22 protein-coding genes are annotated in these 22096 nt (G+C 70.8%); 7 read left to right on the top strand and 15 right to left on the bottom strand.

The genetic code is table 11. The annotated features are described in order from the left end of the window. Positions 1-204 precede the first annotated feature (204 nt). Together P3T37_RS25390 and P3T37_RS25385 are read right to left on the bottom strand one after the other, a co-directional pair. Positions 205-666, bottom strand: coding sequence for a GNAT family N-acetyltransferase (locus P3T37_RS25390; RefSeq protein WP_280726227.1), 462 nt, complete (start codon positions 664-666; stop codon positions 205-207). A 45-nt stretch (positions 667-711) separates the two neighbouring features. After that, entirely contained in the window at positions 712-1770 is a 1059-nt protein-coding gene (locus tag P3T37_RS25385) for a Scr1 family TA system antitoxin-like transcriptional regulator (RefSeq protein ID WP_280726163.1), read from the bottom strand. A gap of 221 nt (positions 1771-1991) precedes the next feature. Here P3T37_RS25385 and P3T37_RS25380 point away from each other — a divergent pair, with 221 nt between their 5' ends. The 4 genes from P3T37_RS25380 to P3T37_RS25365 all read left to right on the top strand — a co-directional run bounded on the left by P3T37_RS25380 (position 1992) and on the right by P3T37_RS25365 (position 4876). Continuing rightward, the gene (locus P3T37_RS25380; RefSeq protein WP_280726162.1) at positions 1992-2321 is read left to right on the top strand and encodes a hypothetical protein; all 330 of its coding nucleotides are present in this window, start codon (positions 1992-1994) and stop codon (positions 2319-2321) included. Then, a complete protein-coding gene (locus P3T37_RS25375) occupies positions 2318-2524 on the top strand; it encodes a hypothetical protein (protein ID WP_280726161.1) in 207 nt (68 codons plus the stop codon). Before P3T37_RS25380 ends, P3T37_RS25375 begins: the two co-directional genes overlap by 4 nt. Further along, positions 2521-2655 carry a hypothetical protein gene (locus P3T37_RS25370; RefSeq protein WP_280726160.1) on the top strand — a complete coding sequence of 45 codons (135 nt, stop codon included), beginning with the start codon at positions 2521-2523 and terminating at the stop codon, positions 2653-2655. Before P3T37_RS25375 ends, P3T37_RS25370 begins: the two co-directional genes overlap by 4 nt. Before the next feature lie 151 nt (positions 2656-2806). Then, on the top strand, positions 2807-4876 hold the full coding sequence (locus P3T37_RS25365) for a S53 family peptidase (RefSeq protein ID WP_280726159.1): 2070 nt from the start codon (positions 2807-2809) through the stop codon (positions 4874-4876). A gap of 73 nt (positions 4877-4949) precedes the next feature. Here the strand turns inward: P3T37_RS25365 and P3T37_RS25360 are convergent, their stop codons facing one another. Further along, positions 4950-6143, bottom strand: a complete 1194-nt coding sequence (locus P3T37_RS25360; RefSeq protein ID WP_280726158.1) for an alpha/beta hydrolase — start codon at positions 6141-6143, stop codon at positions 4950-4952. 224 nt (positions 6144-6367) lie between these two features. Here P3T37_RS25360 and P3T37_RS25355 point away from each other — a divergent pair, with 224 nt between their 5' ends. Then, positions 6368-7210 (top strand): polysaccharide deacetylase family protein, encoded by an 843-nt coding sequence (locus P3T37_RS25355; RefSeq protein WP_280726157.1) that lies wholly within the window; start codon positions 6368-6370, stop codon positions 7208-7210. Between the two features lies 1 nt (position 7211). Here P3T37_RS25355 and P3T37_RS25350 read toward each other — a convergent pair whose 3' ends face one another. From P3T37_RS25350 to P3T37_RS25315, 8 genes are all read right to left on the bottom strand, one after another. Further along, complete coding sequence (locus P3T37_RS25350) at positions 7212-8057, bottom strand: class I SAM-dependent methyltransferase (protein WP_280726155.1); 846 nt, start codon at positions 8055-8057, stop codon at positions 7212-7214. Next, a complete protein-coding gene (locus P3T37_RS25345) occupies positions 8054-8515 on the bottom strand; it encodes a GNAT family N-acetyltransferase (RefSeq protein WP_280726154.1) in 462 nt (153 codons plus the stop codon). The genes P3T37_RS25350 and P3T37_RS25345 overlap by 4 nt, the downstream gene beginning before the upstream one ends. Positions 8516-8548: 33 nt before the next feature. Beyond that, positions 8549-9028, bottom strand: a complete 480-nt coding sequence (locus P3T37_RS25340) for a hypothetical protein (protein ID WP_280726153.1) — start codon at positions 9026-9028, stop codon at positions 8549-8551. 12 nt (positions 9029-9040) lie between these two features. Then, positions 9041-10300, bottom strand: coding sequence for a DUF3533 domain-containing protein (locus P3T37_RS25335; protein WP_280726152.1), 1260 nt, complete (start codon positions 10298-10300; stop codon positions 9041-9043). Positions 10301-10378: 78 nt separating this feature from the next. Beyond that, positions 10379-11761 (bottom strand): glucose-6-phosphate dehydrogenase, encoded by a 1383-nt coding sequence (gene zwf / locus P3T37_RS25330; RefSeq protein ID WP_280726151.1) that lies wholly within the window; start codon positions 11759-11761, stop codon positions 10379-10381. Positions 11762-11804: 43 nt separating this feature from the next. Then, a complete protein-coding gene (locus P3T37_RS25325) occupies positions 11805-13385 on the bottom strand; it encodes a GMC family oxidoreductase (RefSeq protein WP_280726150.1) in 1581 nt (526 codons plus the stop codon). Positions 13386-13510: 125 nt separating this feature from the next. Further along, the gene (locus P3T37_RS25320; protein ID WP_280726149.1) at positions 13511-14410 is read right to left on the bottom strand and encodes a cyclase family protein; all 900 of its coding nucleotides are present in this window, start codon (positions 14408-14410) and stop codon (positions 13511-13513) included. A gap of 7 nt (positions 14411-14417) precedes the next feature. Next, positions 14418-16238, bottom strand: coding sequence for a glycoside hydrolase family 15 protein (locus tag P3T37_RS25315; protein WP_280726148.1), 1821 nt, complete (start codon positions 16236-16238; stop codon positions 14418-14420). A gap of 210 nt (positions 16239-16448) precedes the next feature. On the opposite strand from P3T37_RS25315, the gene P3T37_RS25310 reads away from it, so the two are divergent. Then, a complete protein-coding gene (locus tag P3T37_RS25310; protein ID WP_280726147.1) occupies positions 16449-16943 on the top strand; it encodes a tyrosine protein phosphatase in 495 nt (164 codons plus the stop codon). 122 nt (positions 16944-17065) lie between these two features. Here the strand turns inward: P3T37_RS25310 and P3T37_RS25305 are convergent, their stop codons facing one another. The 3 genes from P3T37_RS25305 to P3T37_RS25295 all read right to left on the bottom strand — a co-directional run bounded on the left by P3T37_RS25305 (position 17066) and on the right by P3T37_RS25295 (position 19548). After that, complete coding sequence (locus P3T37_RS25305) at positions 17066-18310, bottom strand: tetratricopeptide repeat protein (protein ID WP_280726146.1); 1245 nt, start codon at positions 18308-18310, stop codon at positions 17066-17068. A gap of 36 nt (positions 18311-18346) precedes the next feature. After that, positions 18347-19273, bottom strand: coding sequence for a hypothetical protein (locus P3T37_RS25300; RefSeq protein ID WP_280726145.1), 927 nt, complete (start codon positions 19271-19273; stop codon positions 18347-18349). A 116-nt stretch (positions 19274-19389) separates the two neighbouring features. Continuing rightward, positions 19390-19548, bottom strand: coding sequence for a hypothetical protein (locus P3T37_RS25295; protein WP_280726144.1), 159 nt, complete (start codon positions 19546-19548; stop codon positions 19390-19392). A 375-nt stretch (positions 19549-19923) separates the two neighbouring features. Between P3T37_RS25295 and P3T37_RS25290 the strand changes: the two genes are divergently transcribed. Next, positions 19924-21237, top strand: coding sequence for a helix-turn-helix transcriptional regulator (locus P3T37_RS25290; RefSeq protein ID WP_280726142.1), 1314 nt, complete (start codon positions 19924-19926; stop codon positions 21235-21237). On the opposite strand, the gene P3T37_RS25285 is transcribed toward P3T37_RS25290, so the two are convergent. Further along, entirely contained in the window at positions 21234-22046 is an 813-nt protein-coding gene (locus P3T37_RS25285; protein WP_280726141.1) for an alpha/beta fold hydrolase, read from the bottom strand. The genes P3T37_RS25290 and P3T37_RS25285 overlap by 4 nt on opposite strands. Between the last annotated feature and the right edge of the window lie 50 nt (positions 22047-22096).

The following is a 22096-nucleotide window of genomic DNA, read 5'->3' as shown; positions in this document are numbered from 1 at the left end:
GACTGCTGGAACGGTTCGCGGGGGTTCCAGACCTCCGTGACGCACGGGGCACGGATGTCACGCGACTATGCCGAAGCCCTGCCCACCAGCGCGGCAGCATGAGGCAACCGCGGATTTTTGCGGAGCCGGTTGATCGCGTGCGGGGTGGTCATCACCGTCAGCCGGGAGACCTGCGGCGGATCGTGCGCGAGGGCAAGCGGTGTGCTACAAGACGAACTTCATCCGCGGGGCCGAGGTCATCCTGAAGCCGAGCTTGTCGTAGAGGCGCTTGCCTTCCGCGGTGGCGCTCAGGTCAACTCGGTCGGCGTCAATGGACCTGGCCCAGCTGAGCACGTCGAGGACGAGCGCCGTTCCGTAGCCGTGTCCGCGGTGTTCGGTCAGGGTGACAAGGTTCGTGAGGCGCACCGCGCGCCCCTTGGTGCACTGGGGGTTGGGCACGCCGAGTTCGAGGCTGCCGATCGCCGTGGCGACGATCTCACCGTCGACCTCGATCACCGGGAAGTGAGCACTGCCCGGATCTTCCACGAAGCAGGCGAACCACTCGGCGGCGTGACGTCGCCACGGCTCCTCTCGGCCTGCGTCGTCGTCGAACAACAGCCCCCAGAGGCGGAGCAACGCGACACCGTCGCTTGCGGTCGCGGTGCGAAGGCAACTGTTGTTCGTCATTGTCACGTCGCCATACTCGCACGGGCCGTGGAGACAACCCATGCCTCAGAGGGTGCCGAAGTCCCCGTTGCGGATGCCGGTGACGAAGCTCGACCAGCTGTCGGTGGGAAGGATGAGGGCGGGTCCGTGGGGGTCCTTGGAGTCCCGGACGGGCACGGCGCCGGTGGCGGCGAAGTCGGTGGAGACCTCGATGCAGTTGCCGCCCTCGCCTCCGGAGTAGGAGGACTTGAGCCAGGAGGCTGATGCGAGGTTCCGAGGTTTGGCCACGTTGATCAACTCTTCCAAGATGCGGCGGATCAGGCGCCTGCTTGCCGGCGCCGAGAGTGCTTGCGCTCGGAGCTGATCATAGTGCCACCGGAGCTGCTTGAGCTCGGCCCCATCCCCGCAGAAGTGTCCCCGCGTCAGAGTCTCGGAGTACAACCAGCGTTGCCCGTTCGGCAGGTGTAGGAAGGTCATCAAATAGCCGAACGCCGACGTTGTGTCCGCGCCCATGGGCAGGATCTGGATCGTCACGTTCTTTCGGGTGCTCAACTCAAGGAGGTGACGCAAGGCTTCGGCTTGGATCTGCGGTGATCCGACCACACGGCGGATCACGGACTCGTCCAGGAGGGAGACGATCTTGGGTCCGTCTGGAGCGAAGATCATGGCCTTCCGCGCCAGTCGGGCCTGGACCCACTCCTCGGCGGTCGCTGCGTCGGGAGCAGCGCCGAAGCCGTCGATGAGTGCTCGCGCGTAGGCCTCTGTCTGTAGCCAGCCGGAAAGGCGGTAAGGCTGCCAGTCCAAGACCTCCTCCGCCTCCGCCTCCAACTTGCGGAAGCGCTGGAACCAGTCCGGCGCGTGGTCGTCGCCCACCCGCTCCACGTACTCGTACGAGCGGGCCAGGACGCCACCCGCTCCGAGGGCGTCGTCGCACTGCTGCGCGAAGGACTTGGTCGGGATCGCGCGGCCGTTCTCCAGAGCCGAGATCCACGACTGGTCGCAGTGGACGAGCTCGGCCAACTGTTGTTGGGTCATATGAGCGGCCCGGCGCCAGTGGGCCAACTCCCGTCCCCACAGGGCGGCTGAGCTGCGGGCGGGGTCGGGGACGAGCTTACGACGTGGCATCAGACACCACCGGATATGAGTCGGGGAAGGAGACATGCGGTCCTGCTTGGTGATCGACCCCGGGAGGGCCGACACTGATTGTGCACTCGAACCGGGGATTTGGCCCCGATGTTCGCGATGAAACCCACCCCACGAGGGAATTCGTGACGTTCCGAGGTGCTCAGGATGTCCAGCACGGCTATGGAGAAACAGGAATGACGGTCGATCAAGAAGGCCCTCTCATGCCCAAACCCGCATTCGTGGACCGCACGATGCCCGACTGCCAATGCCCGGCCGACTGCGGCGGCCGCCCGGAGGCGTCGCTGCGGCTCGTCGCGGTGTACCCGACCGTCAGCTCGGGAGTCGCCAATCCGCCATCCCCCGAGGTTCATGTCACCTGTCAGCGCGGGGAGTTGGTCCGCGACGCGTTGAGCGGACGGCTCGGCGTGCTGATGGACCGGATCGGCACGCTGGTCTACCTGCGCCCCGAGCGCGGCGGTGCGGAGTGGGAGGTGGACCAGCGCTGGTTGCAGAAGCCGGTTGGGTCTCAGGAGCCGGAGGCAGTGTCATGAGTGTGATCCGTCGGCAAGTAGCCGCATCAGTAGCCGAGTTGAACGCCGCGTTCGCCGCCGCCGGACTGCCACTCGACCCGCCGCTCGACGCTGGCTGGCAGGTCACCGAGGCCGGTGCCGTCCTGGTCCTGCTCCGGCCGCTGCACCTGGCCGAGGTCGAGCAGCTCGCGATGGTTGCCTGGGCTGCGGTGGACCGCGGGTGAGTGGAGCGAAGCACGACGACGAGGACGGCGCCCCACCCGTCCCCTCCGGACGCGCCGCCGTGTACGCGGTCTCGTTCGCCGGGATCCTCGCGCTGGGCACGCTCCTGCTGGTCCTCGGCATACGGCCCTGACGTACCGGCAGGCGGGTGAAGTATTCCGGGACACGGCCAGGACGCCACAGGCTTCTCCGCGCTCGAAATAGTCTCCCGGGAAACGGCTAAAACACCCCGGTTGCGGCATTCTCGCGGCCGGTCGGAAAGGCTCGAATCGAAAGGGCTTTGCATGCGCATCAGCAGCTCACGCAGACGAGGGGGAGTGGCGCTGGCGGCGGTGCTGCCGCTGCTCGCCGCCGTCTCGGCCGGGACGACGACGGCGGCCCACGCCGCCTCGCCCGCGCCGCGGCAGGGCCGGGCCATCGTCGCGGGCACCAAGCCCGCCTGGGCACAGCCGTCCACCGACGCGGGCGCGGCCGCCGGGGCGGCGCCGGTCACCGCCCGGGTGTACCTGGCCGGGCGTGACCAGGCGGGCCTGGAGGCGCTGGCGCGGCAGGTCTCCGACCCGAAGTCGGGTTCCTATGGCCACTACCTGACGGCGCAGCAGCTGAACGAGCGCTTCGGGCCGACCGACGACCAGAGCGCGCGGGTCCGGTCCTGGCTGACCTCGGCCGGCATGCAGGTCATCGCGTCCAACGCGCATTACCTCACCGTCCAGGGCGACGTGGACACCGCCGAGCGCGCGTTCGGCACCGAGCTGCGCACCTACCACCGCGACGGCCGGACCTACCGCGCGCCGGCCGCCGACGTCACCGTGCCGGCCGCGCTGGCCGCCGACGTGCTGAGCGTCAGCGGCCTGAGCACCGCGCCGAGCCGGGTGCACCCGGGCAAGGCGCGCGCTTCGGACGCTCCGCCCGCGGGCAAGTCGGAGCCGCGCGACACGCTGCCGGGTCCGGGTCCGGCGTTCGTCAACTCGCCTCCGTTCTCGACGTTCTACGGCTCCAACCCGGCGACCGGCACGCCGCAGGCGTACGGTGCCACTCAGCCGTACGTGCTCCAGGGCTACAACGGCAGCCAGCTGCGCAGCGCGTACGGCGCCGCCGAGACCGGGCTGACGGGCCGCGGCGTGAAGGTCGCGATCGTCGACGCCTACGACTCGCCGACGCTGGGGGACGACGTCACGCAGTACGCTGCGGCGCACGGCGACGCCCCGTACGGCAAGAACCAACTGCTGCGCTACGACCCGGCGGTGTGGACCCACACCACGGCGGACACCAGCGTCGACCCGAACGCCTGCGACGCGAGCGGCTGGTACGGCGAGCAGACGCTCGACGTCGAGGCGCTGCACGGGATGGCGCCCGAGGCCGACATCAGCTACGTCGGCGCGGCCTCCTGCACCGACCCCGACCTGATCGACGCGCTGGACCGGGTGGTCGACCAGCACTTGGCCGACATCGTCTCCAACTCCTATGGCGAGGCCGAGAATGCGAGCGACCCGTCGCTCGACCAGGTCTACCGCCGGATCTTCGTACGCGGCGCGGTGCAGGGTATCGGCTTCTACTTCTCCAGCGGCGACGACGGCGACGAGGTCGCCAAGACCGGTACCAAGCAGAGCGACGTGCCGGCCTCGATGCCGTGGGTGACCGCCGTCGGCGGCACCTCGCTGGGCCTGGACTCCTCCAACTCCTACCGCTTCGAGACCGGTTGGGGAACCCTGAAGTCGGTCCTGTCGACGGACGGCACCAGCTGGACGAACTTCCCCGGCACCTTCAACGGCGGCGCGGGCGGCGGCACCAGCTCCCGCTTCGACGCGCCGTTCTACCAGAACGGCATCGTGCCCGAGGCCCTGGTGACGGCGAACGGCGGGCGCAACCGCGTGGTGCCGGACATCGCAGCGGTCGCCGACCCCAACACCGGCTTCCTGGTCGGCCAGACGCAGGCGTTCCCCGACGGCACCGCCAAGTACAGCGAGTACCGCGTCGGCGGCACCAGCCTGGCGTGCCCGGTGACGGCCGGCCTCCAGGCGCTGGCCCAGCAGGCCCAGGGTTCGCCGCTGGGCTTCGCCAACCCGGCGATCTACGCCCGGTTCGGCTCCGGCGCCTACCACGACGTGACCGACCACCCGTTCGGGCCCGGCAGTGAACTGGCCGAGGTGCGCGTCGACTTCACCAACAGCGTGGACGCCAGCGCCGGTACGGTCACCTCGCTGCGCACGCTCGGCAAGGACTCCTCCCTGTCGGCCGTCGAGGGCTACGACGACGTCACCGGCGTCGGCACCCCCAGCGCGGACTACTTGCGCTCCTACTGCCCGCCGGACGACCACGACCACGACCACGACGGCGGCCACGACGCGCCGTAGCTCCACCCGGACCGGGGCGGTCGCACGGTGCTCTCGGCGCCGAGCGGCCGCCCCCAGCCGTTTCGTGGGTTGGTCACGGGTGCTGGAAGGCGACCTCCGGGTCGGCCGGGTTGGGGCCGGTCAGCAGCGGCTGCGGGCGGCCCTTCAGCTGCTGGTCGAAGTAGGCGGCGACGTAGTCGCGGGTGAGCTGCATGCCGCGCTGCGCCGAGGTCTGCATCTGCGGCGGCAGCGGGATCCCGCCCTCAGTGGCGAGGATCGGGATATCGGTGAAGCTGGCGTGCACGGTGCCTGCCACGGTCAGCCACTCCTTCCAGCCGTCCAACGCCGCGTAGGTGTCGCCCCAGGTGGAGTCCGAGCCGCCGACGTTGTGGTCGATCTGGGTGCCGAACAGGAGGAAGGACCGACCGGCCAGGCCGCTGGCCGGCACCGGGGTGAACAGGGTGCCGTCCAGGTCGGCCCCGGCCCGCACCCGCGGGTCGACGGCCATCGTGGCGAGCGCGGCGGCGCCGCCCACCGAGTGACCGGCCACGGCGATCCGCGAACGGTCTATCAGGTCCGCGTGGGGCCAAGGCGAGTGGCTTTCGGTCAGCTGGCCGATCGTGAACGCGAGATCCTTGGCGCGGCTGTCGACGATGGCGGCCGGACCGCCGGGGACCGGCTGATTGCAGATCGTGCAGCCCAGGGTGGTGCCGTCGGGGAAGGTGGTCCCGGTGTTCTCGTAGGTGTGGTCGACCACCGCCACCACGTAGCCGCGGCTGGCCAGGTCCACCGCGAGGCCGGTGAGCATCGCGCGCGGCTGCTCCATCCCCGGCGAGAGCACCACCAGCGGGAAGCGGCCGTGCTCCGGACGGGCGTCGGCGTAGGCGTACGTCCTGGTGGCGGCCAGCGCGGTGGCGGACAGCGCGCTGCCCGGGACCTCGAAGTCGATGAAGTCCTGCGCCGCGGCCGTGGTCATGTAGGGCGCTGGGCGGCCGGTGCCGTGGACCGCCGGGTAGTACATCGAGACCATCAGCTGCCGCGGTCCGGCCGATGGCACCCACGGGTCCTGGCGCTGCCGGTCGACCAGGTGCAGGTCGTCGGTGCCGACCGCGTACTGTCCGGTCGGGCGCGGAAGTTGGAGCTGCTGCGCGGGCGCGGTGATGGCGGGCGAGCTGACGGCGGGGGCGGTGGCCGGTGCCGCGAAGGCCGTCCCGGCGGCCGCGATGGGTAGCGGCAGGACGAGGGCGAGGAGCGCGGCGGCGAGTGTGATGCTGCGAGTGCGGGTCATGGGGAAGACGGTAGGCGCGGGGGCCGGGAGCGGTCGTCGTTACGACGGGCGATCTTGGGTCCTCCTCGCGGAGGGGGGTCATCCTCCAGGAGGAGGCAGGGAGGCAGGAGGTCGGGCTGTGGCTCAGCCGGACGGGGGTGAGGCGGAGTGTTGGGGCGGCTGCGGGGGACGACCCGGGGTCAGGATTGGCCTGCTGGTGGGATTGTCCGACAGTAGGAGACGGCATGGCGGTGAGTCGGCGAAGGGTGCTGGCGGCGGTGGCCGGCGGAGCGCTGATGGGGGTTCAGGCACCCTGGCAGCCGGTTCCGAGGGCCGAGCGGGCGCCGTCGGACGCACGGGAGGGTGCAGCCCCCGTCCCGGCACATGTCAGCCGGGACGAGATCGTGGCCCGGTACGAAGGGGTCGAGCCGTCCGCGTGGGGGATGGAGGTGCCGGGCGTGATCACCGCTCTGCCCGACGACCGGCCCCTGCTGGCCCTGACCTTCGACGCCTGTGGCAGCACGGGAGGGTGCGGCTATGACGCCGGGCTGATCGACTTCCTACGGGCCAACCGAGTGCCCGCCACACTCTTCGTCAACGCGCGGTGGATCGACGCCAACCCGGACCGGTTCGAGGAGCTGGCGGGCGACCCGCTGTTCGAGATCGGCAACCACGGCACCGCCCACCGCCCGCTCTCCGTCTCCGGCCGCTCCGCGTACGGCATCGCCGGCACCCGGGACGCGGGCGAGGTGTACGACGAGGTGGAGGCCAACGCGGCGAAGCTGACCGGGCTGCTCGGCCGCCGACCTCGGTTCTTCCGCTCCGGGACCGCGCACTACGACGACGTGGCCGCCCGGATCGCCGCCGACCTGGGCCAACTGCTGGCCGGCTTCACGGTCAACGGCGACGCCGGAGCGACCCTGACCTCCGCACAGGTGCGCGCGGAGGTCGCGGCCGCGCCGTCGGGCGCCATCGTCCTCGGGCACATGAACCATCCCGGCGGCGGTACGGCCGACGGCATCGCCGCCGCCGTGCCATCGCTGCTGGCCGCCGGTCACCGGTTCGTCCGCCTCTCGGACCTGAGCTGACTCAGCGCGGCCTGCGCCAGGTCATGATCTCGGTCGGCGGGAGGTGTTCGGCGAACCGGCCGTCGGGTGACGCCTGCCGCAGCAGCGCGTGCAGGTCGCGCCGGAAGTCCTCCAGCCGGTCGCCGAACAGGTGGGGCGCGGAGAAGGAGAGGGAGAACACCCAGGCCACCAGGTCGTCCACGCCGCGGGTGACGACCTGGCCGGCGGGCACGACGTGCCGTTCGGCGTTCTCGAACCCGGCCCTGGCCAGCACGAGGTCCTCGCGGCCCGGGGTGCCGTTCGGCAACGTGCCCTGGCCTGCCCGCCGTTCGGGGCCCAGGTAGTGGCGCACCAGCTCGCTGATCTGCTCGGCCGGTGGGGCCGGATGCGGCAGCGGCGATGAATGTGCTTCTGCGGGCGGGTTCTTGAGGTCGCTCAGGTGGACGAACGCTCCGCCCGGCTCCAGCAGCTCCAGGACGGCGGCCGCGACCCGGTCGCGGTCCGTCCAGTGGAAGGACTGGCCGAAGGCCACGACGCGGAACCCGCCCGACACGGCGCCCGGCAGGTCTTCGGCGCGGCCGGGCACCCACCGCGCGTTGGTGATCCCGCGCCGCTCGCGCTGCCGTTCGGCCTCGGCCAGCATGTCCTGGTCGGGATCGAGGCCGACCACCTCCTGGAAGAAGCCCGCCAGCGCGAGCGCCACCGTCCCCGGCCCGCAGCCGACGTCGAGCAGCCGGCCCCGGCCGTCAAGGCCCAGGGCGGCGCGCAGCGTCTCGGCGAAGCCGGGTGCGTAGGGAAGCCGGCCGCGCCCGTAGTAGGCCGCGCTGCCCTGGAAGAGCGTGCTGTCCCAGCGCCAACCGTCGATCATGCCGAGGAGTCTGCCAGGGCGGGAGCGGCGTCGGTGTCGAGGGCCATCAGGAGCTCGGGATCCGCGGGGGCCGCGAAGCCGACCTTGGCGTAGACCGCGTGGGCGTCGACGGTACGGAGCATGATGCGGCGCAGGCCGTAGGGGGCCAGGTGGTCGCGGACGGCGGCGGCCAGTGCGGTGCCGAGGCCCTTGCCGCGGGCGGCGGGGGCGATGTAGACGTCGCAGAGCCAGGCGAAGGTGGCGCAGTCGGTGATCACCCGGGCGTAGCCGAGCTGAGCGCCCGAAGCGCTGTCGTAGAGGCCGAAGTTGAGCGAGTTGGCGACGGCGGTGTCCTGCTTGTCGCGGGGACGGCCCAGCGCCCAGTAGGCGTCCTCGGACAGCCAGCGGTGGACCAGGGCGGTGTCCAGGCGCTCGGGGTCGGTGGAGATCTCGTAGCCGTCCGGCAGTTCGGTGTCCATCCTCGGATCCAAGCAGGTCGGACCGCCTGCGGGCTACGGAATTTCGCCCTGGACGTGGGACTTGGCGGTGTCCACGAAGTCGTCGATCAGGTCGCGGGTGAGGTCGCGACGGGTGATGACGTCGGCGCGGTCCTGGGCTCGGTCGATCTTGCCTGTCTGCCGGAACGACTCCTTGGCTACGGCGACCAGGGCCGGTTCGTCGGTGATCATCTGGAGTTGGAAGAGAGCGTGCTGGGTGGCGGAGCGCAGCTCGTAGGAGAGCTGCCGCAGCTGCACCTCGTCCTCGGCGTCGGTACCCTCGTTCACGCAGAACCAGTGGTGGAGTTCGGCCTGACGGAACTTCACCAGGAGTCCGGCGTAGGCGGTGTACGCCTCCATGCGCTCCTTGCGCCGCTTCTCCTCGCGCGTTCCCTGCTCGGCGCGCCGGGCGGAGCGCTGCTGGAAGACGTGGGTCACGGTCGATCCCAGCAGGGTGCCGAGGACCGCGACCATGCTCGTGACGATGGCCTGCATGGCCCTAGTTGATCACAGAGTGCCGTCGTCCTGCGGGGAGTCCGGGTCTGCGGGATGGATCCGGTGCAGGCCCTTGCGGTCGTAGTAGCGGGTCATCGCGAAGCCGAAGGCGAGGGCGGCGGCCAGGCCGACGGCCATCATGATCCAGGCGCGGGTCAGGCCCGCGTCGGCGCGGGCGTCGAAGTAGAGGATCGAGCGGACGCCGTCGGTGAGTTGGCGCATCGGTTCGAACTCGGCCAGCACCCGGTAGAAGGTGGGCAGGGCAGCCAGCGGGACGGTGGCGCCGGAGGAGGGCAGCGCGAGGGCGATGAAGACGAACATCGCGATCAGCTGCCCGATCCCGCCGAACGCGGCGAGCAGCGCCTGTGCGCCCAGTCCGATGGTGGCGGTGGCGCAGAACGAGAACACCCAGAGCAGCGGCAGGTGGGAGGCGTCCATGCCCAGGATGGCGACGGTGGCCAGCATGATCAGGCTGGACGTCAGCACGGAGAGGCCCACCGACATCGTGCCGGTGACCAGGAGTGTCTGCGTGCGGCTGATCGGCACGGTCGGCCGCTGGGTGCGCAGCGGGCCCAACTCGCTTGCCGCGTAACCGAGGGCGACGTCCACGCCGTTGCTGATCACGGTGGCGCCCAGGAAGCCGGCCAGCACCAGCAGCAGCGTGTAGTAGAAGGCCGTCAGCCCCAACCCGCTGTGGGCGCCGATGGGATGGCCGACCGCCGTGACGATGGTGACCGGGTCCGCGAGCAGCAGGCGTTCGGCGGCGCTGCTGGTGGGCGGGGCCTTGAGCGTGCTGCCCAGCTGGGTGGAGGCGGCGTGCGCGGCCGTCTGGGCGATGCCGGAGGCCAGCGAGGAGGCCAGGCTTCCTGCGCCGGGGTTGGTGAGTACGGTGATGGTCGGCGGCGCGGGGGCGCCCGGTGCGGGGGCCCCGAGGGCGGTGACGGCGGCGCTGAAGCCGGCGTTCACCTCCAGGACGGCGTAGAGCTTGGCCGAGGCCAGCCCGTTCATCGCGCCCTGCTGGTCCAACTGACGCCAGCTGATCTGGTGTTGGGGATCGGGAGCGCCGGCGATGCCGGCGGTGATCTGCGCGCCGAGGTCGAGGCGCTGACCGTTCACCAGGGCGCCCCGGTCGTTGTTGACCAGGCCGATCGGCAGCCGGTGCAGGTGGCCGCGCGGATTGACGATGCCGCCGACGTAGAGCAGCGACAGCAGGAGCGTCACCAGGCCGATCACGACCGCCGGGAAGATCCAGATCTTGGGGGATCGCAGCACCCGCGCTGCGGTCGTCGCACCCACCAACGGCGTTGCCGGCAAAGGGGTTCAGCTCCTTTTCACGGGAAGGACGGACGGTCAGCCGACCGGGTTGTGCCAGGCGTCGCCGGCCGGCAGCAGCACGTCGGCGTCGGCCGGGCCCCAACTGCCCCTGGTGTACGGGTGGACGGGCGTGGCGTCGTCGAGCACCGGGTCCACGACCTGCCAGGCTGCCTCCACGGTGTCCTGCCGGGCGAACAGCCAGCGGTCGCCGTCCAGTGCGGCGCCGATCAGCCGGTCGTAGGGGCGCATGTCGGAGCCGGGCTGCTGGGTGAAGCTGAGCTCCTCGGCCTGCGGCTCCCAGCCGGCGCCCGGCTTCTTGCCGGCCACGGTCAGGCTCACCCGGCTCTCCGGCCAGATCCGGAACCGCATCGCGTTGGCGACCGGCACTGGTCCGGGCCCGCGTCCGAAGACGTCGTGCGGCACCTTGCGGAACTTCACGCTGATCTCGGTGGCGGTGACCGGCAGGCACTTGCCGGCCCGGATGACGATCGGTACGTCCGCCCAGCGCCAGGAGTCGGCGGCCAGCCGGACGGCCACGTACGTCTCGACGGTCGAGCGCGGGTCGACGCCGGCGACGTCGCGGTAACCCTCGTACTGGCCGCGGACGGTGTCCTTGGCGGTGAGCGGGCGCAGCGAGGCGACCACCCGCATCTTCTCGTCCCGCCAGGACGCCAGGCCCTGCCCGGACGGCGGGTCGGCGAGCACGGTCGCCAGCACCTGGAGCATGTGGTTCTGCACCACGTCGCGGATGGCGCCGGTGCGATCGTAGAACCGGCCGCGGTCCGAGACGTCGAAGGCCTCGGCCATGGTGATCTGGATGCTCTCGACGTGGTCGCGGTTGAGCAGTGGCTCGATCATCGAGTTGGCGAACCGCGCGAACAGCACGTTCTCCACCGGGTCCAGGCCGAGCCAGTGGTCGACCCGGTAGACCGCGTCCTCGGGAAAGTACCTGCTGATGGTCGCGTTGAGCGCGCGGGCGCTGCCCAGGTCGGCGCCGAACGGCTTCTCCACCATCACCCGGGCGCCCTTGGCCCGGCCGACCGCGGCGATGCCCTGGGCCACCCGGGCGAACAGCGCGGGCGGGACCTCCAGGTAGAACAGCAACCGGGTGGCGCTGCCGACGGCTTCGGACATCGCCGCGTAGGTGGCGTCGTCGCCGAGGTCGCCGTCGACGTAGCGCAGCAGCGACAGCATCTTGCGGGCGTCGGGCGCGTCCGGGTCCATGCCGTTGAGGTGCAGCGAGGTGGCGGCGTAGGCGCGGAACTGGTCAAGTCCCCAGCCGCTCTTGGCGACCCCGACCACCGGCACGTCCAGCGCCCCGCGCGCGACCAGGCCGACCAGGGCCGGGAAGGTCTCCAGCTTGGCGAGGTCGCCGGTGGCGCCGAAGATGACCAGTGCGTCCACGCGGTCCGCTGGCATCGGGTGTCTCCCTAGGGTGGGGGTCGGGTTGCCTCAGCCTGCTTCAGCGCAGGCGGTCGAGCAGGTGGTCGCCGACGCGCAGGGCGTTCGCGATGGCGGTCAGCGACGGGTTCACCGCGCCGATGCTGGGGAAGAAGGACGTGTCGACGACGTAGAGGTTGTCGAGGTCGTGGGCCTTGCAGTGCACGTCCAGCGCCGAGTCGCTCGGGTCGGTCCCGAAGCGGACGGTGCCCGCCTGGTGGGCGGTGGCGCCGATCGGCATCGTCTTGTGCAGGTAGAGGCTGTGCGGCAGCAGGTGCTGCTCGTGCATCCCGAGGCGGCCGAGCATCGAGCGCAACCGGTGCTGGAGGCGGTCCAGACCGGCGGTGTTGTTCCGCTCGTCCAGGGTGAGGCGGATCCTGTCGGAGCCGTCCAGGGTGACCCGGTTGCCGGGCAGCGGGAGATCCTCGCCGCAGAGCCAGAAGTCGACGGCGTGGTGCGCGAGCACCTCGAACGGCAGGTCGGGGGAGAGCTGCCCGGCCCAGCGCGGCGCCTCGGCGCGGATCTGCTCGGCGTCCGACTTGCCGAGCATCTGGATGCCGCCGAGCGGGAAGTCCCAGTCGTCCGCGCCGAGATACCAGTCGTGCAGCGCCAGGGTCTTCTGGAAACGGGTGGGGTTCGGCTCCCGGGAGACGGCCATCAGGGCCAGGTTGTTGTGCCGCATGTAGTGCCGGCCCACCACGTCCGAGCTGTTGGCCAGCCCGTTCGGGTGCCGGTCGTTGGCCGAACGCAGCAGCAGCGCAGCCGAGTTGACGGCTCCGCAGGCGACCACGACGAGGTCGGCGGCGAACTCGGCCCGGGAGCCGTCGGCGAGTTCGGCGACCACGGCGGTGACGGTGCGCCCACTGGGGTCGGTCTCCAGCCGGCGTACGGTGACGCCGGTGCGCAGCTCGACGCCGGGGTGTTGCAGGGCCGGATCGACGCAGATCACCTGGGCGTCGGACTTGGCCCCGAGCAGGCACGGGAAGCCGTCGACCCGGTCGCAGCGGATGCAGCTGCTGCCGTGGGCCGCCCGGCCCTGCTCGTCCTGGACCAGGTCGACGCCGATCGGCAGGTGGAAGGGGTGCAGACCGAGCTTCTCCAGGTCGTCGCTGAGCTGCTGGATCCGCGGCTCGTGCCGCACCGGCGGGTGGGCGTACTGCGCGCTGACCGGGCCCTCGGTGGGGTCCTCGCCGTGCCGGCCGTGCACCCGGTAGAGGTGCTCGGCCTGGGTGTAGTAGGGCTCCAGGTCCTGGTAGTCGATCGGCCAGGCGGGGGAGAGGCCGTCGTGGTGGCGCAGTTCGCCGAAGTCCTGCGGGCGCAGCCGGAACAGCGCGGCGCCGAAGAACTTGGTGTTGCCGCCGACGTAGTAGTTGGTCTCGGGGGCGAACTCCTGGCCGTGCCGGTCCAGCCAGAGTTCCGGCGCGCGGTACTTGGCGCGGACGAACACCGCGCCGGAGTCCCAGTTGTCGCGCTCGCGCGGCAGGTAGTCGCCGCGCTCCAGCAGCAGTACCCGCTTGCCCGAGGGCGCCAGGCGGTGGGCCAGCGTGCCGCCGCCCGCGCCGGTGCCGATGATGATGACGTCGTAGTGCTGATCGTCGGTCACGGACCGGGCCGTCCCTCGGTGCTCTGGTAGGGAGTGCTGTGTTCGGAAGGTATCGAGCGCGGGGGTGTGGGACGGGCTCGCTGCGGGCCGGTGGCTCGCGAGTTCACCCGATCGGTGGCGGGTGGTCAGAACAGGGCCACGGGGTTCACCGGGGAGCCGGTCGCCCCCGGCAGGCGCAGCGGCGCGACCACGCACAGGAACGCCCAGCGGTCCTCCTGCGCGCAGACGCGGGCCAGCTCCTCCAGCGCCAGGTAGTCCAGCAGGTGCAGGCCCATCGCCTGGACGGCCAGTACGTGCACCGGGTACGCCACGCCCGCCGCCGGGGAGGGTGCGGCGTCGCTGTTGCCGTCGCTGCCGAGCACCGCGACCCGCCGCTCGGCCGCGAACTCCAGCGCGCGCGGATGCAGTCCGGCCCGGGCTGGACTGCACCCGAGCGCCTCGCGGCGCCGGCGGTGGCCGGTGCGCACCAGCAGTAGGTCGCCCTCGGTGACGCGCACCCGCTGAGCGGACTCGGCCGCGCGCAGGTCGTCGGCGCTGACGCAGCTGCCCGGCTCCAACCACGGCGTGCCGCGCAGCCGGGGGATGTCGAGCAGCACGCCGCGCCCGGCGAGTGCGCCGCCGAGGACGTCCACGGTGAGCGCGGTCGCACCGGCGGCGGTGACCGCGGTGGCGGGCACGCCGCCGTACAGGGTGCCGTCGTAGCTGACGTGGCAGAGCGCGTCGAGGTGGCTGTCGACGTCGCCGTGCACGTTCATGGCGAAGCGGTCGCGGGCGAAGGACAGGCCGACGCCTGTGGGGAGGGCGGTCATCCGGTGCTCGGCGGGGTCGGGGTTGTCCGGTCCGGCGGCGGTCTCCACCGGGGCGCCGAGCGCGACCGTCCGTCCGCTGCGGACCAGTGCGGCGGCGGCCGCGACCCGCGCGCGGGTCAGCGCGGCGAGTGCGCCGCGCTCGGGGTCGGCCCAGGCGTTCGCGGCGCGTAGTTGCTTGTGCAACTCGCGAAATGCCGGAGCTGTGAGGTCGGACATCGCAGGCTCAGACGCCCTTGCGGTCCAGCGCCTCGTCCAGGGTGCTGGCCGCCATGATCAGTGACAGATGCGTGAACGCCTGTGGGAAGTTGCCCAGTTGCTCGCCACTGGGCCCGATCTCCTCGGCGAACAGGCCCACGTGGTTGGCGTAGGTGAGCATCTTCTCGAAGGCGAAGCGGGCCTGCTCCAGCCGTCCGGCCCGGGTGAGCGCGTCCACGTGCAGGAAGGTGCAGAGGCTGAAGGTGCCCTCCGAGCCGCGCAGCCCGTCCGGCGAGGCGGCGGGGTCGTAGCGGTAGACCAGGCTGTCGGAGACCAGCTTGCGGTTCATCGCGTCCAGTGTGCTCAGCCAGGCCGGGTCGGTGGCCGACAGGAACCCCACCCGGGGGATCAGCAGCAGCGAGGCGTCCAGCACGTCGCTGCCGTAGTGCTGGCACAGTGCCTGTTCGGTGCTGCTCCAGCCGTGTTCCATGGCCTGCTCCAGGACGGCGTCGCGGGCGGTGGTCCAGCCCGGCAGGTCGGCGGGCCGGCTGAAGTCGCGCGCCAGTTTCAGGCCGCGGTCGAAGGCGGTCCAGGTCATCACCCGGCTGTAGGTGAAGTGCTGTTGGCCGCCGCGGGTCTCCCAGATGCCCTCGTCGGGCCGGTCCCAGGCGGTGGCGAGCCAGTCGAGCATCCGGGCGATGGCGCGCCAGGCGCGGTAGTTCGGCTGGGTCTCCGCGCCGCGCTCCTGCGCGAGGGCGTAGAGCGCCTCGCCGTAGATGTCCAGCTGGAGTTGGTCGGCCGCACCGTTGCCGAGCCGGACCGGGTACGAGGCGCGGTAGCCTTCCAGGTGGTCGAGGATCTCCTCCGGCAGGTGGGGGTCGCCGTCCACCCGGTACATGATCTGCAGCGGTTCGGACCTGCCGTCGCGCTGCTTGGCGAGGCGGTCGGTGAGCCAGCCGGTGAACGCCGACGCCTCCTCGGCGAAGCCGAGGTCCAGCAGCGCGCGCACCGACAGCGAGCCGTCCCGGATCCAGGTGTAGCGGTAGTCCCAGTTGCGCTCGCCGCCGACCTGCTCGGGCAGTCCCATGGTCGCCGCGGCGATCGGCGCGCCGGTCGGCAGGTAGGTGAGCAGCTTGAGGGTGATGGCGGAGCGGTGCACCATGTCCGGCCAGCGGCCGCTGTAGCGCGAGGTGCGCACCCAGGCCTGCCAGAAGTCCACGGTGTCCCAGAGCTGCTCGGTCAGCGCGGCGGCGGTGGGCGGCGCGGGGGCGGGGCCGTCCGGGGCGCAGACGGTGAACACGGCGCCGGCCGTCTCGCCGGCGGCGAGCGTGATGCTCGCCATGACGTCCTCGCCGTCGCGCTCCAACGGGAACGTGGCCTGGAGGTGGGCGTCGAGCGCGGGTGAGCGGAACTCGGCCGCCTCCGCGTCGGTCAGGGACAGCTCGTGGGCGGCCCGACCGTAGTCGAAGCGCGGCCGGCACTCCAGGGTGAAGGTGACCTGGCCGCGCATGCACCGCAGCACCCGGATCAGCGTGTGCCGGTCGGTGGCCACACCGACCCGGTGCGGCGGCATCCAGTCCAGCACCTCGCCGACCCCATCCGGTGACATGAACCTGGTCACCAGGACGGCGGTGTTGGGGTAGTACAGCTGCTTGCAGCTGTTGTCCGGATGGTCCGGCGAGATGCGGAAGTACCCGCCGCGATCGTGGTCGAGGAGGGACCCGAAGACGCTGGGCGCGTCGCACCTCGGCGCGCAGAACCAGTCGACGACGCCTTCGGAGGACACCACGGCGGTGGTCTGCAGATCGCCCACCAGGCCGTGGTCGGCGATGAGGGGGTAGCGCTCCACGGGGCCTCCGAACCTCGGTACGGGCCTGCCGGACCCCCGGTTCCACTATCCGGCAGGAGCCCCGCGATCGCGCGCCGGAGGTGGGAGCGGGCGGCCCGTACTGTCGGGCGCGGCCGGTCCGGGCTTACCATCCAACTTCCTCATCCAACGTCCTACCGACCTGCGTCCCACCGACCTGCGTCCGACCGACCTGCCGAAAGCGCTGGTGACATGCGACCCACCCTCTTCACCGTCGAACACCCCGGCCCGGGCAAGCTGAGCACCATGGCCAAGCCCCGCGGCAACGACTGGCTGGACGACGAGATGTCCGCGCTGCGCGACTACGGCGTCGACACCCTGGTGTGCGCCCTCACCCTCCCCGAGATGGACGAACTCGGCCTGGCCGACGAGCCCCTGGCCGCGGCGGCCGCCGGCCTGCGGTTCGTCGCGATACCGATCCCCGACCGCACCGTCCCCGACCGCGCCGCCATCCTGCCGACCCTGCGCGAACTCGCCGAGCAACTCGGCAGCGGCGCCCGCATCGTCACCCACTGCCGCGCCGGCATCGGACGCTCCTCCCTCCTCGCCGCCTCGCTCCTCATCCTCAACGGCATCGCCCCCCACACCGCCTGGGCCCGCCTGGAACGAGCCCGCGGCCTCGCCGTCCCCGACACGGCCGAGCAGCGCGACTGGACACTGGACCTGGCCGCCGCGGTGGCAGGCTGAGACCGGGTTGCAACCGATCCCCGGTGCTGGGCGTGTGGGCGTCTCCTGTTCAGCGCCTCCGTCCAGCGCCTCCACTGCGGCGTCCAGGGACGGGGGTCTCAGCTCGGCTGAGCACACCGTCACTACCGAGGGACCGGTGGGAGGTTGGTGACCGTGCGCGACGCCTGATCACGCGCGCGGAAGCCCAAGCTGATGAGGGTGATGCTCTCTCCGGCAGTGAGGGGCGTCCGGCCGTGCGGCGTGAGCGCGCCGTCGAATACGACACAGTCACCCGCGGCGAGGTCGCATTCGAGGCAGCCGTCGGCGGTGATGAAGACGGTGGTGCTGACGCTGGGCGCGGCGGTGGGGCGCTCGTGCTGGAGGCACAGGATCAGGTTGGCCTCACCGAAGCCGAACTCGTCCACATGGAAGTCGAGGAACTGCCCTTCCTCCAGGTAGGCGATGTAGACGGCGGTGTGCGGCTGCTCGACTTCCAGACCGGTGGACCGCGCTACGACTGCGGCGAGGTCGACTTGTCCAGCGAAACGGCTCGCGGCGTCGCCGACGGGCGCGTTCCACTTGCCGTTGTGGAGGTACCCGTCAGCGGCTACGGCTTTCTCGGCCTCCGCCGCCATAGCGGCGATCAGCTCAGCGGGGAACGGCTGATCACGCAGGTGGCGCGGGTACACGCGCTGGTGTGCGTTGAGCCCGCGCACAGCGTCCCGGAGAGCGGGGAAGTCCTCTGCCCACCGGGCCGGTGTCTGGGCCGTGGTGCGGGACTGGAGCCATGAGGTCCACTCGCCGCTCCACTGGCGCGGCACCGCGCCGTCTGCCGCCGATGCGTCGGCTCGGCCGATCAGCAGTTCCACCCGGGCGAGTGCCGCCTGCGTTGACTCGACCAACCCGGCGTCCCCCTTGGTGATCCGCAGCCGCAGCGCTTCTTGCAGATGGGCCTTGGCACTCGCGAGGTCACCGCGCTCCATCAGGTTCTTGCCGGTGTGCTGAAGCGCAAAGTCGACAAGTTCCGGGTGGTGGCTTCGCGCGGTGTTCAGCGCGCTGCGGTAGAGCGCGTCCGCGCCCTGAACGTCCCCGGCGTAGCGGTGCGCGTCGCCGAGGTTGAGCCCGGTGGCGACGACGGCCCGGGTGTTGCCAAGCGCTGCGGCGAGGTCGAGCGACTGCCGGAGGACCGTACGAGCCTCGTCGTGGTTGCCCAGGCACATCTGGCCGATACCGATCCACCTGGTCAGGACCCGAGTTCGAGCGGGGTCGGCCTCCTCGGGCAACCCCCGCAGTTCCTCGTTGAGTTGGCCGACCGCGGTGGTCAGCTCGTTGCGGTCGGTGGGGACCATTCGGAGGCCCTCGTCCTGGTCGATGAGGTGCTGGAGCACTGGACCCTCCCTCGTTCGGTTCTGCTCAGCGTGTCACTACAGCTGGTCGGTCTGGTGGCGCAGGTCGGCCAGCAGCTCCACCCCGTGGGGGGAGAAGTGCTCACGCAGGAGTTCGAGTTCGCGCATGAGGTAGCGGACGGCCGGCAGGCCCGCGTCGTAGGCGCTCTGGAAGCTCGCGCGCTCGTTGGGCGTCAGGTCGTCGCGGCGCAGTTCGGTCCGGCGGAACCGCAGCAGCTGGTTGTACACCCAGGTCGCGTGGAACGCCCGGTCAATTTCCCAGAACTGGTTGCGGGCCACTCCCTGCGAGGCACGCCACGCGATCGCGATCTTGGGGGACGTCTTGGACGAGTACCCGTCGGCGAAGACCTGGTGCTGGAGGACGTGGAAGCTGATCGACTGGTGCGTCCCCTCGTGCAACAGGTTCTCTGCCAGGAAGAGAGGCGACGGCTCCGGGCTGACGGTGTTCGGCGGGATGTGGTGCCGGGCCTTCTCGGAGAACACGATGACGTACGGGAGTGCCGGGTCACTGGAGCTGGTCAGCGAGGAGACGCGGACGCCGGGTTTGAGGCCCACCCACAGCAGCCCACGGACGAATTCGCGCACGCGAGCGAATCCCTCGGGGTGGGCCAGTGACAGGCGGTCCAGGGCCTGGGTCAGTGCCGCGCGGCGCTCGTTGGTGTGCTGGACGATCTCGTAGTCCGTCAGGTTGATCTCGTTGGCGATCTCGCCGGGAAGCTCGGCGTCGAACCAGTCGAAGTTCGCCCCGGCCACGGTCACGTTGTCGCTGCGCAGGGAGCGGGCGTGCTCCGCGTAGGGGGTGCCCGACTTCACAAGGCGCTCCATCAGGGCGAACGGCAGAGCGCTCTCCGCGCCCACCTCGCGCAGACGGATCAGGTCCGGGTCCTTCCGCTCGAGGTCGAAGAAGGAACCGGCGGGGACGCGGGTGGCGATGGTGGTCTTCAATGCGGACTCTCCTTGATTGGGAAGTGTGGCGACGCCCAGCGGCGGGTCGGCTCGGATGATCACCCGCGCCGACCCGCCCATGCCGTCAACTAACCTGCATCAGTTCGGAACTGCGGTCAGACCTCGGTACCCGCCGGGGCGAAGTCGCCGTCCGGGACCGAGTGGTCCAGGCGGCGCGTCAGGGACTCGACGGACGCCTCCGGGACGAAGTCGCCGTCCGGGACGGAGTGGTCCAGGCGGCGGGTCAGGTCGTTGACCTTGATGCTGTTGGTCATAGGAAGTTCTTCCTTTCACGAGATGTCGGTCCCGCACCACTGCGGCGCAGGGTCGTGCCCCGGCTCAGCCATAGGTCTGTTGCGTAACGTTCGGCCGAGACGGGAGTCTTCGATCACCCGCAATGCGGTGGTCCCTTCGGTGACAGGGCACGCATTGTCGGGACGGCCGTAGCCAGCCGCCCTGGCACGCTTTCACGGTTGCCGAGGGGGATCGGTCAGTCCTCGCACCGGGCGGCTGCCGCTTAGTCAACTCCCGTCCAGGACTTGAGACGAGGCCGGATCGGAGGACACATCACCGGACACTTCGGCGGGTACGTTGTGTCCTCTGCCTTCTGGTGGAATTCGGTGGCCTAAGTTGGAACCGAGGGGGTGCACTTGCCCGAAGACACAGCGAACTGGACCTTCGTCGTCGCGCGAGTCGAACACGGTTGGCGCACACAGGAGGACTTCGCCAAGGCATACGACGCTGCGGCCCTGGTCCTCCGCTCGAAGGCTCAGATCTCGGTGCGGCAGATCAGACGCTGGGAGTCGGGTCAGACCACCTGGCCCAACCGGGATGCTCGCGAGGTGCTGTCCGAGATGTTCGGCGTGCCCCTCGAACAACTCGGATTCGTGCCGCCGGCCAGCAAGTCGACGCGATTGGGGGCCCTCACCGATTTCAAGCCGGACCTGGAGGACCACGTGCTTCGACGCACGTTCGTCGGCGGTCTGCTCGCTGCGCCGCTGCTCGATCTGGCGGCGCTCGATCATCTCGCCGCCGCTGCCCGCGATGCCCACCGCTACACCGACCAACAGCTTGTCGGGCACCTGAGCAGTGCCCTGGACGAGACCGCTCGGACCGATGTCCTCACCGGGCCGCACCGGGCCATGCCCGCCGCCCTCGGCATCCTCTCCGTCATCAGCACCAACGCCCGCGACGCCAAGCCCGAGATCCGCCAGCAGCTGCTAGGCCTCGGCTCCCGTGCGGCCGAACTCACCGCATGGCTGCACCGGGACGCCGGATCACCGCAGCAGACGATCACCTACTGGCACAACCAGTCGAAGGAGTGGGCGACCTTCACCGGTGACGGGGCGATGCACGCCTACGTCCTACTGCGCCAGGCGCAGGCGCTCGGCCGGCACGATCCGGCGCGGATACTCGCTCTGGCTGACGCCGCGACCGGCGGCCCGTGGACACTGCCGCCCCGCCCCCGCGCCGAGGCGCTGCAGCAGAAGGCACGGGGCTTGGCGATGACCGGTGCGAGCGAAAGCGAGATCGAGCGCGCCTTGGCCGAAGCCCATGCTGCGCTCGATCAGGCTGCCGAGCCATACGGGCCGGTGACGTGCGCCGGCCCTCTCGGTGACGGCTACACGCGGGACCGGCTGATGGTGCAGTCCGGGATCTGCTGGCGCGAGGCCCACTGCCCGGACAAGGCCGTCACTGTCTTCCAGACCTACATCACCACCACGGCCTTCGGCGCCCGCGACCACGCGCACTACAGCGCGTTCCTCGCCGGGGCGCTTGCGGAGGCCGGTGAGCCGGACGAAGCCGCCGCGGTGGCCCTGGGCGCCTTGGACGTGGCGGGGCCACCTCGGTACGGGCAGGCCATCACCGAACTTCACCGGACTGCGCAGATCCTGTTCCCGCACCGTGAGCGGCATGCGGTGCGGGAGCTCCACGAACGACTTGTCGTCCTGGTGGCCAGCTAGGAGGCGAGGAAGTCCGTGACCTTGGCGATCACCTCCCGCTGCCACGCCTGCGACTGCGGGTCCGCGTAGGTGGGGTCCTCGTGGACCGCGAAGCCGTGCTGTGCGCCTTCGAGTTCGTACAGCTCGGCCCCGGCACCGAACAGTGGCCGGAACCGGCGGGACAGCTCGATGTCGACGAAGGTGTCCTTCGTGCCGTGGACGATCAGCACGGGGGCCTTCACGTCGGCGCAGATCTTTTCCGGGTCCAGGTGGAAGACCTCGTTGAGGAGCCCGCGGCCGGTCTCGAACGGCTGCCGGACGGAGAACCCGCGTTCGTCCAGCTTCGCGGCCCGCTCCACCGACAGGTAGTCGTCGTTCCACCCGGCCGCTTCGGTGATGAAGCGGTTCTGGTAGTCCATGCGCGGGTTGAGCAGCACCAGCTTGGCCACGTCGCTGGGTTGGCTACCGGCGTGCAACGCCGCAGCGCCCCCGGAGAACGAGGCTGCGAGGACATGAACCGGACCGGGACGACCGGTGATCTCCACCAGGTGATCGGAGGCAGCCCGGATGTCGTTGGCGATGCCTGCGATCGTGATGTCAGCGAAGCGGCCGGCGCTCACTCCGTGAGCCCGCAGGTCGAACCGCAAGCAGGTGATTCCGCTGGCGGCAAGTCCGGCTGCCAGGCGGCCGAAGAACCCGCCTTCTTCGCGGGTCACTCCGGCACCGTGCGCGAGCACGGCCAGAGCCGCCGGAGGGGTAGCGGATGGGGTGACCGTGCCGAACAGTGCTGTGCCGTCCAAGGACCGGAACGCAGTCTCGTAATCAGTCATGCGCCGACCGTAGCAAGTGGGATGCGATCGAGTAGGCCGCCTGATCACGG

The organism is Kitasatospora sp. MAA4, assembly GCF_029893355.1.
Lineage (GTDB): Bacteria > Actinomycetota > Actinomycetes > Streptomycetales > Streptomycetaceae > Kitasatospora.
The sequence above is the reverse complement of the archived record's forward strand: the minus strand, read 5'-3'. Positions and strand labels throughout refer to the sequence as shown.

Excerpts from the sequence above, each read along its gene's own strand:
- P3T37_RS25350 (WP_280726155.1), bottom strand. The coding sequence starts at position 8,057 with ATGATCGACGGTTGGCGCTGGGACAGCACGCTCTTCCAGGGCAGCGCG.
- P3T37_RS25390 (WP_280726227.1), bottom strand. The coding sequence starts at position 666 with ATGACGAACAACAGTTGCCTTCGCACCGCGACCGCAAGCGACGGTGTC.
- P3T37_RS25285 (WP_280726141.1), bottom strand. The coding sequence starts at position 22,046 with ATGACTGATTACGAGACTGCGTTCCGGTCCTTGGACGGCACAGCACTG.
- P3T37_RS25295 (WP_280726144.1), bottom strand. The coding sequence starts at position 19,548 with ATGACCAACAGCATCAAGGTCAACGACCTGACCCGCCGCCTGGACCAC.
- P3T37_RS25310 (WP_280726147.1), top strand. The coding sequence starts at position 16,449 with ATGCGACCCACCCTCTTCACCGTCGAACACCCCGGCCCGGGCAAGCTG.
- P3T37_RS25380 (WP_280726162.1), top strand. The coding sequence starts at position 1,992 with ATGCCCAAACCCGCATTCGTGGACCGCACGATGCCCGACTGCCAATGC.
- P3T37_RS25355 (WP_280726157.1), top strand. The coding sequence starts at position 6,368 with ATGGCGGTGAGTCGGCGAAGGGTGCTGGCGGCGGTGGCCGGCGGAGCG.
- P3T37_RS25360 (WP_280726158.1), bottom strand. The coding sequence starts at position 6,143 with ATGACCCGCACTCGCAGCATCACACTCGCCGCCGCGCTCCTCGCCCTC.
- P3T37_RS25375 (WP_280726161.1), top strand. The coding sequence starts at position 2,318 with ATGAGTGTGATCCGTCGGCAAGTAGCCGCATCAGTAGCCGAGTTGAAC.
- P3T37_RS25365 (WP_280726159.1), top strand. The coding sequence starts at position 2,807 with ATGCGCATCAGCAGCTCACGCAGACGAGGGGGAGTGGCGCTGGCGGCG.
- P3T37_RS25385 (WP_280726163.1), bottom strand. The coding sequence starts at position 1,770 with ATGCCACGTCGTAAGCTCGTCCCCGACCCCGCCCGCAGCTCAGCCGCC.
- P3T37_RS25345 (WP_280726154.1), bottom strand. The coding sequence starts at position 8,515 with ATGGACACCGAACTGCCGGACGGCTACGAGATCTCCACCGACCCCGAG.
- zwf (WP_280726151.1), bottom strand. The coding sequence starts at position 11,761 with ATGCCAGCGGACCGCGTGGACGCACTGGTCATCTTCGGCGCCACCGGC.
- P3T37_RS25320 (WP_280726149.1), bottom strand. The coding sequence starts at position 14,410 with ATGTCCGACCTCACAGCTCCGGCATTTCGCGAGTTGCACAAGCAACTA.
- P3T37_RS25340 (WP_280726153.1), bottom strand. The coding sequence starts at position 9,028 with ATGCAGGCCATCGTCACGAGCATGGTCGCGGTCCTCGGCACCCTGCTG.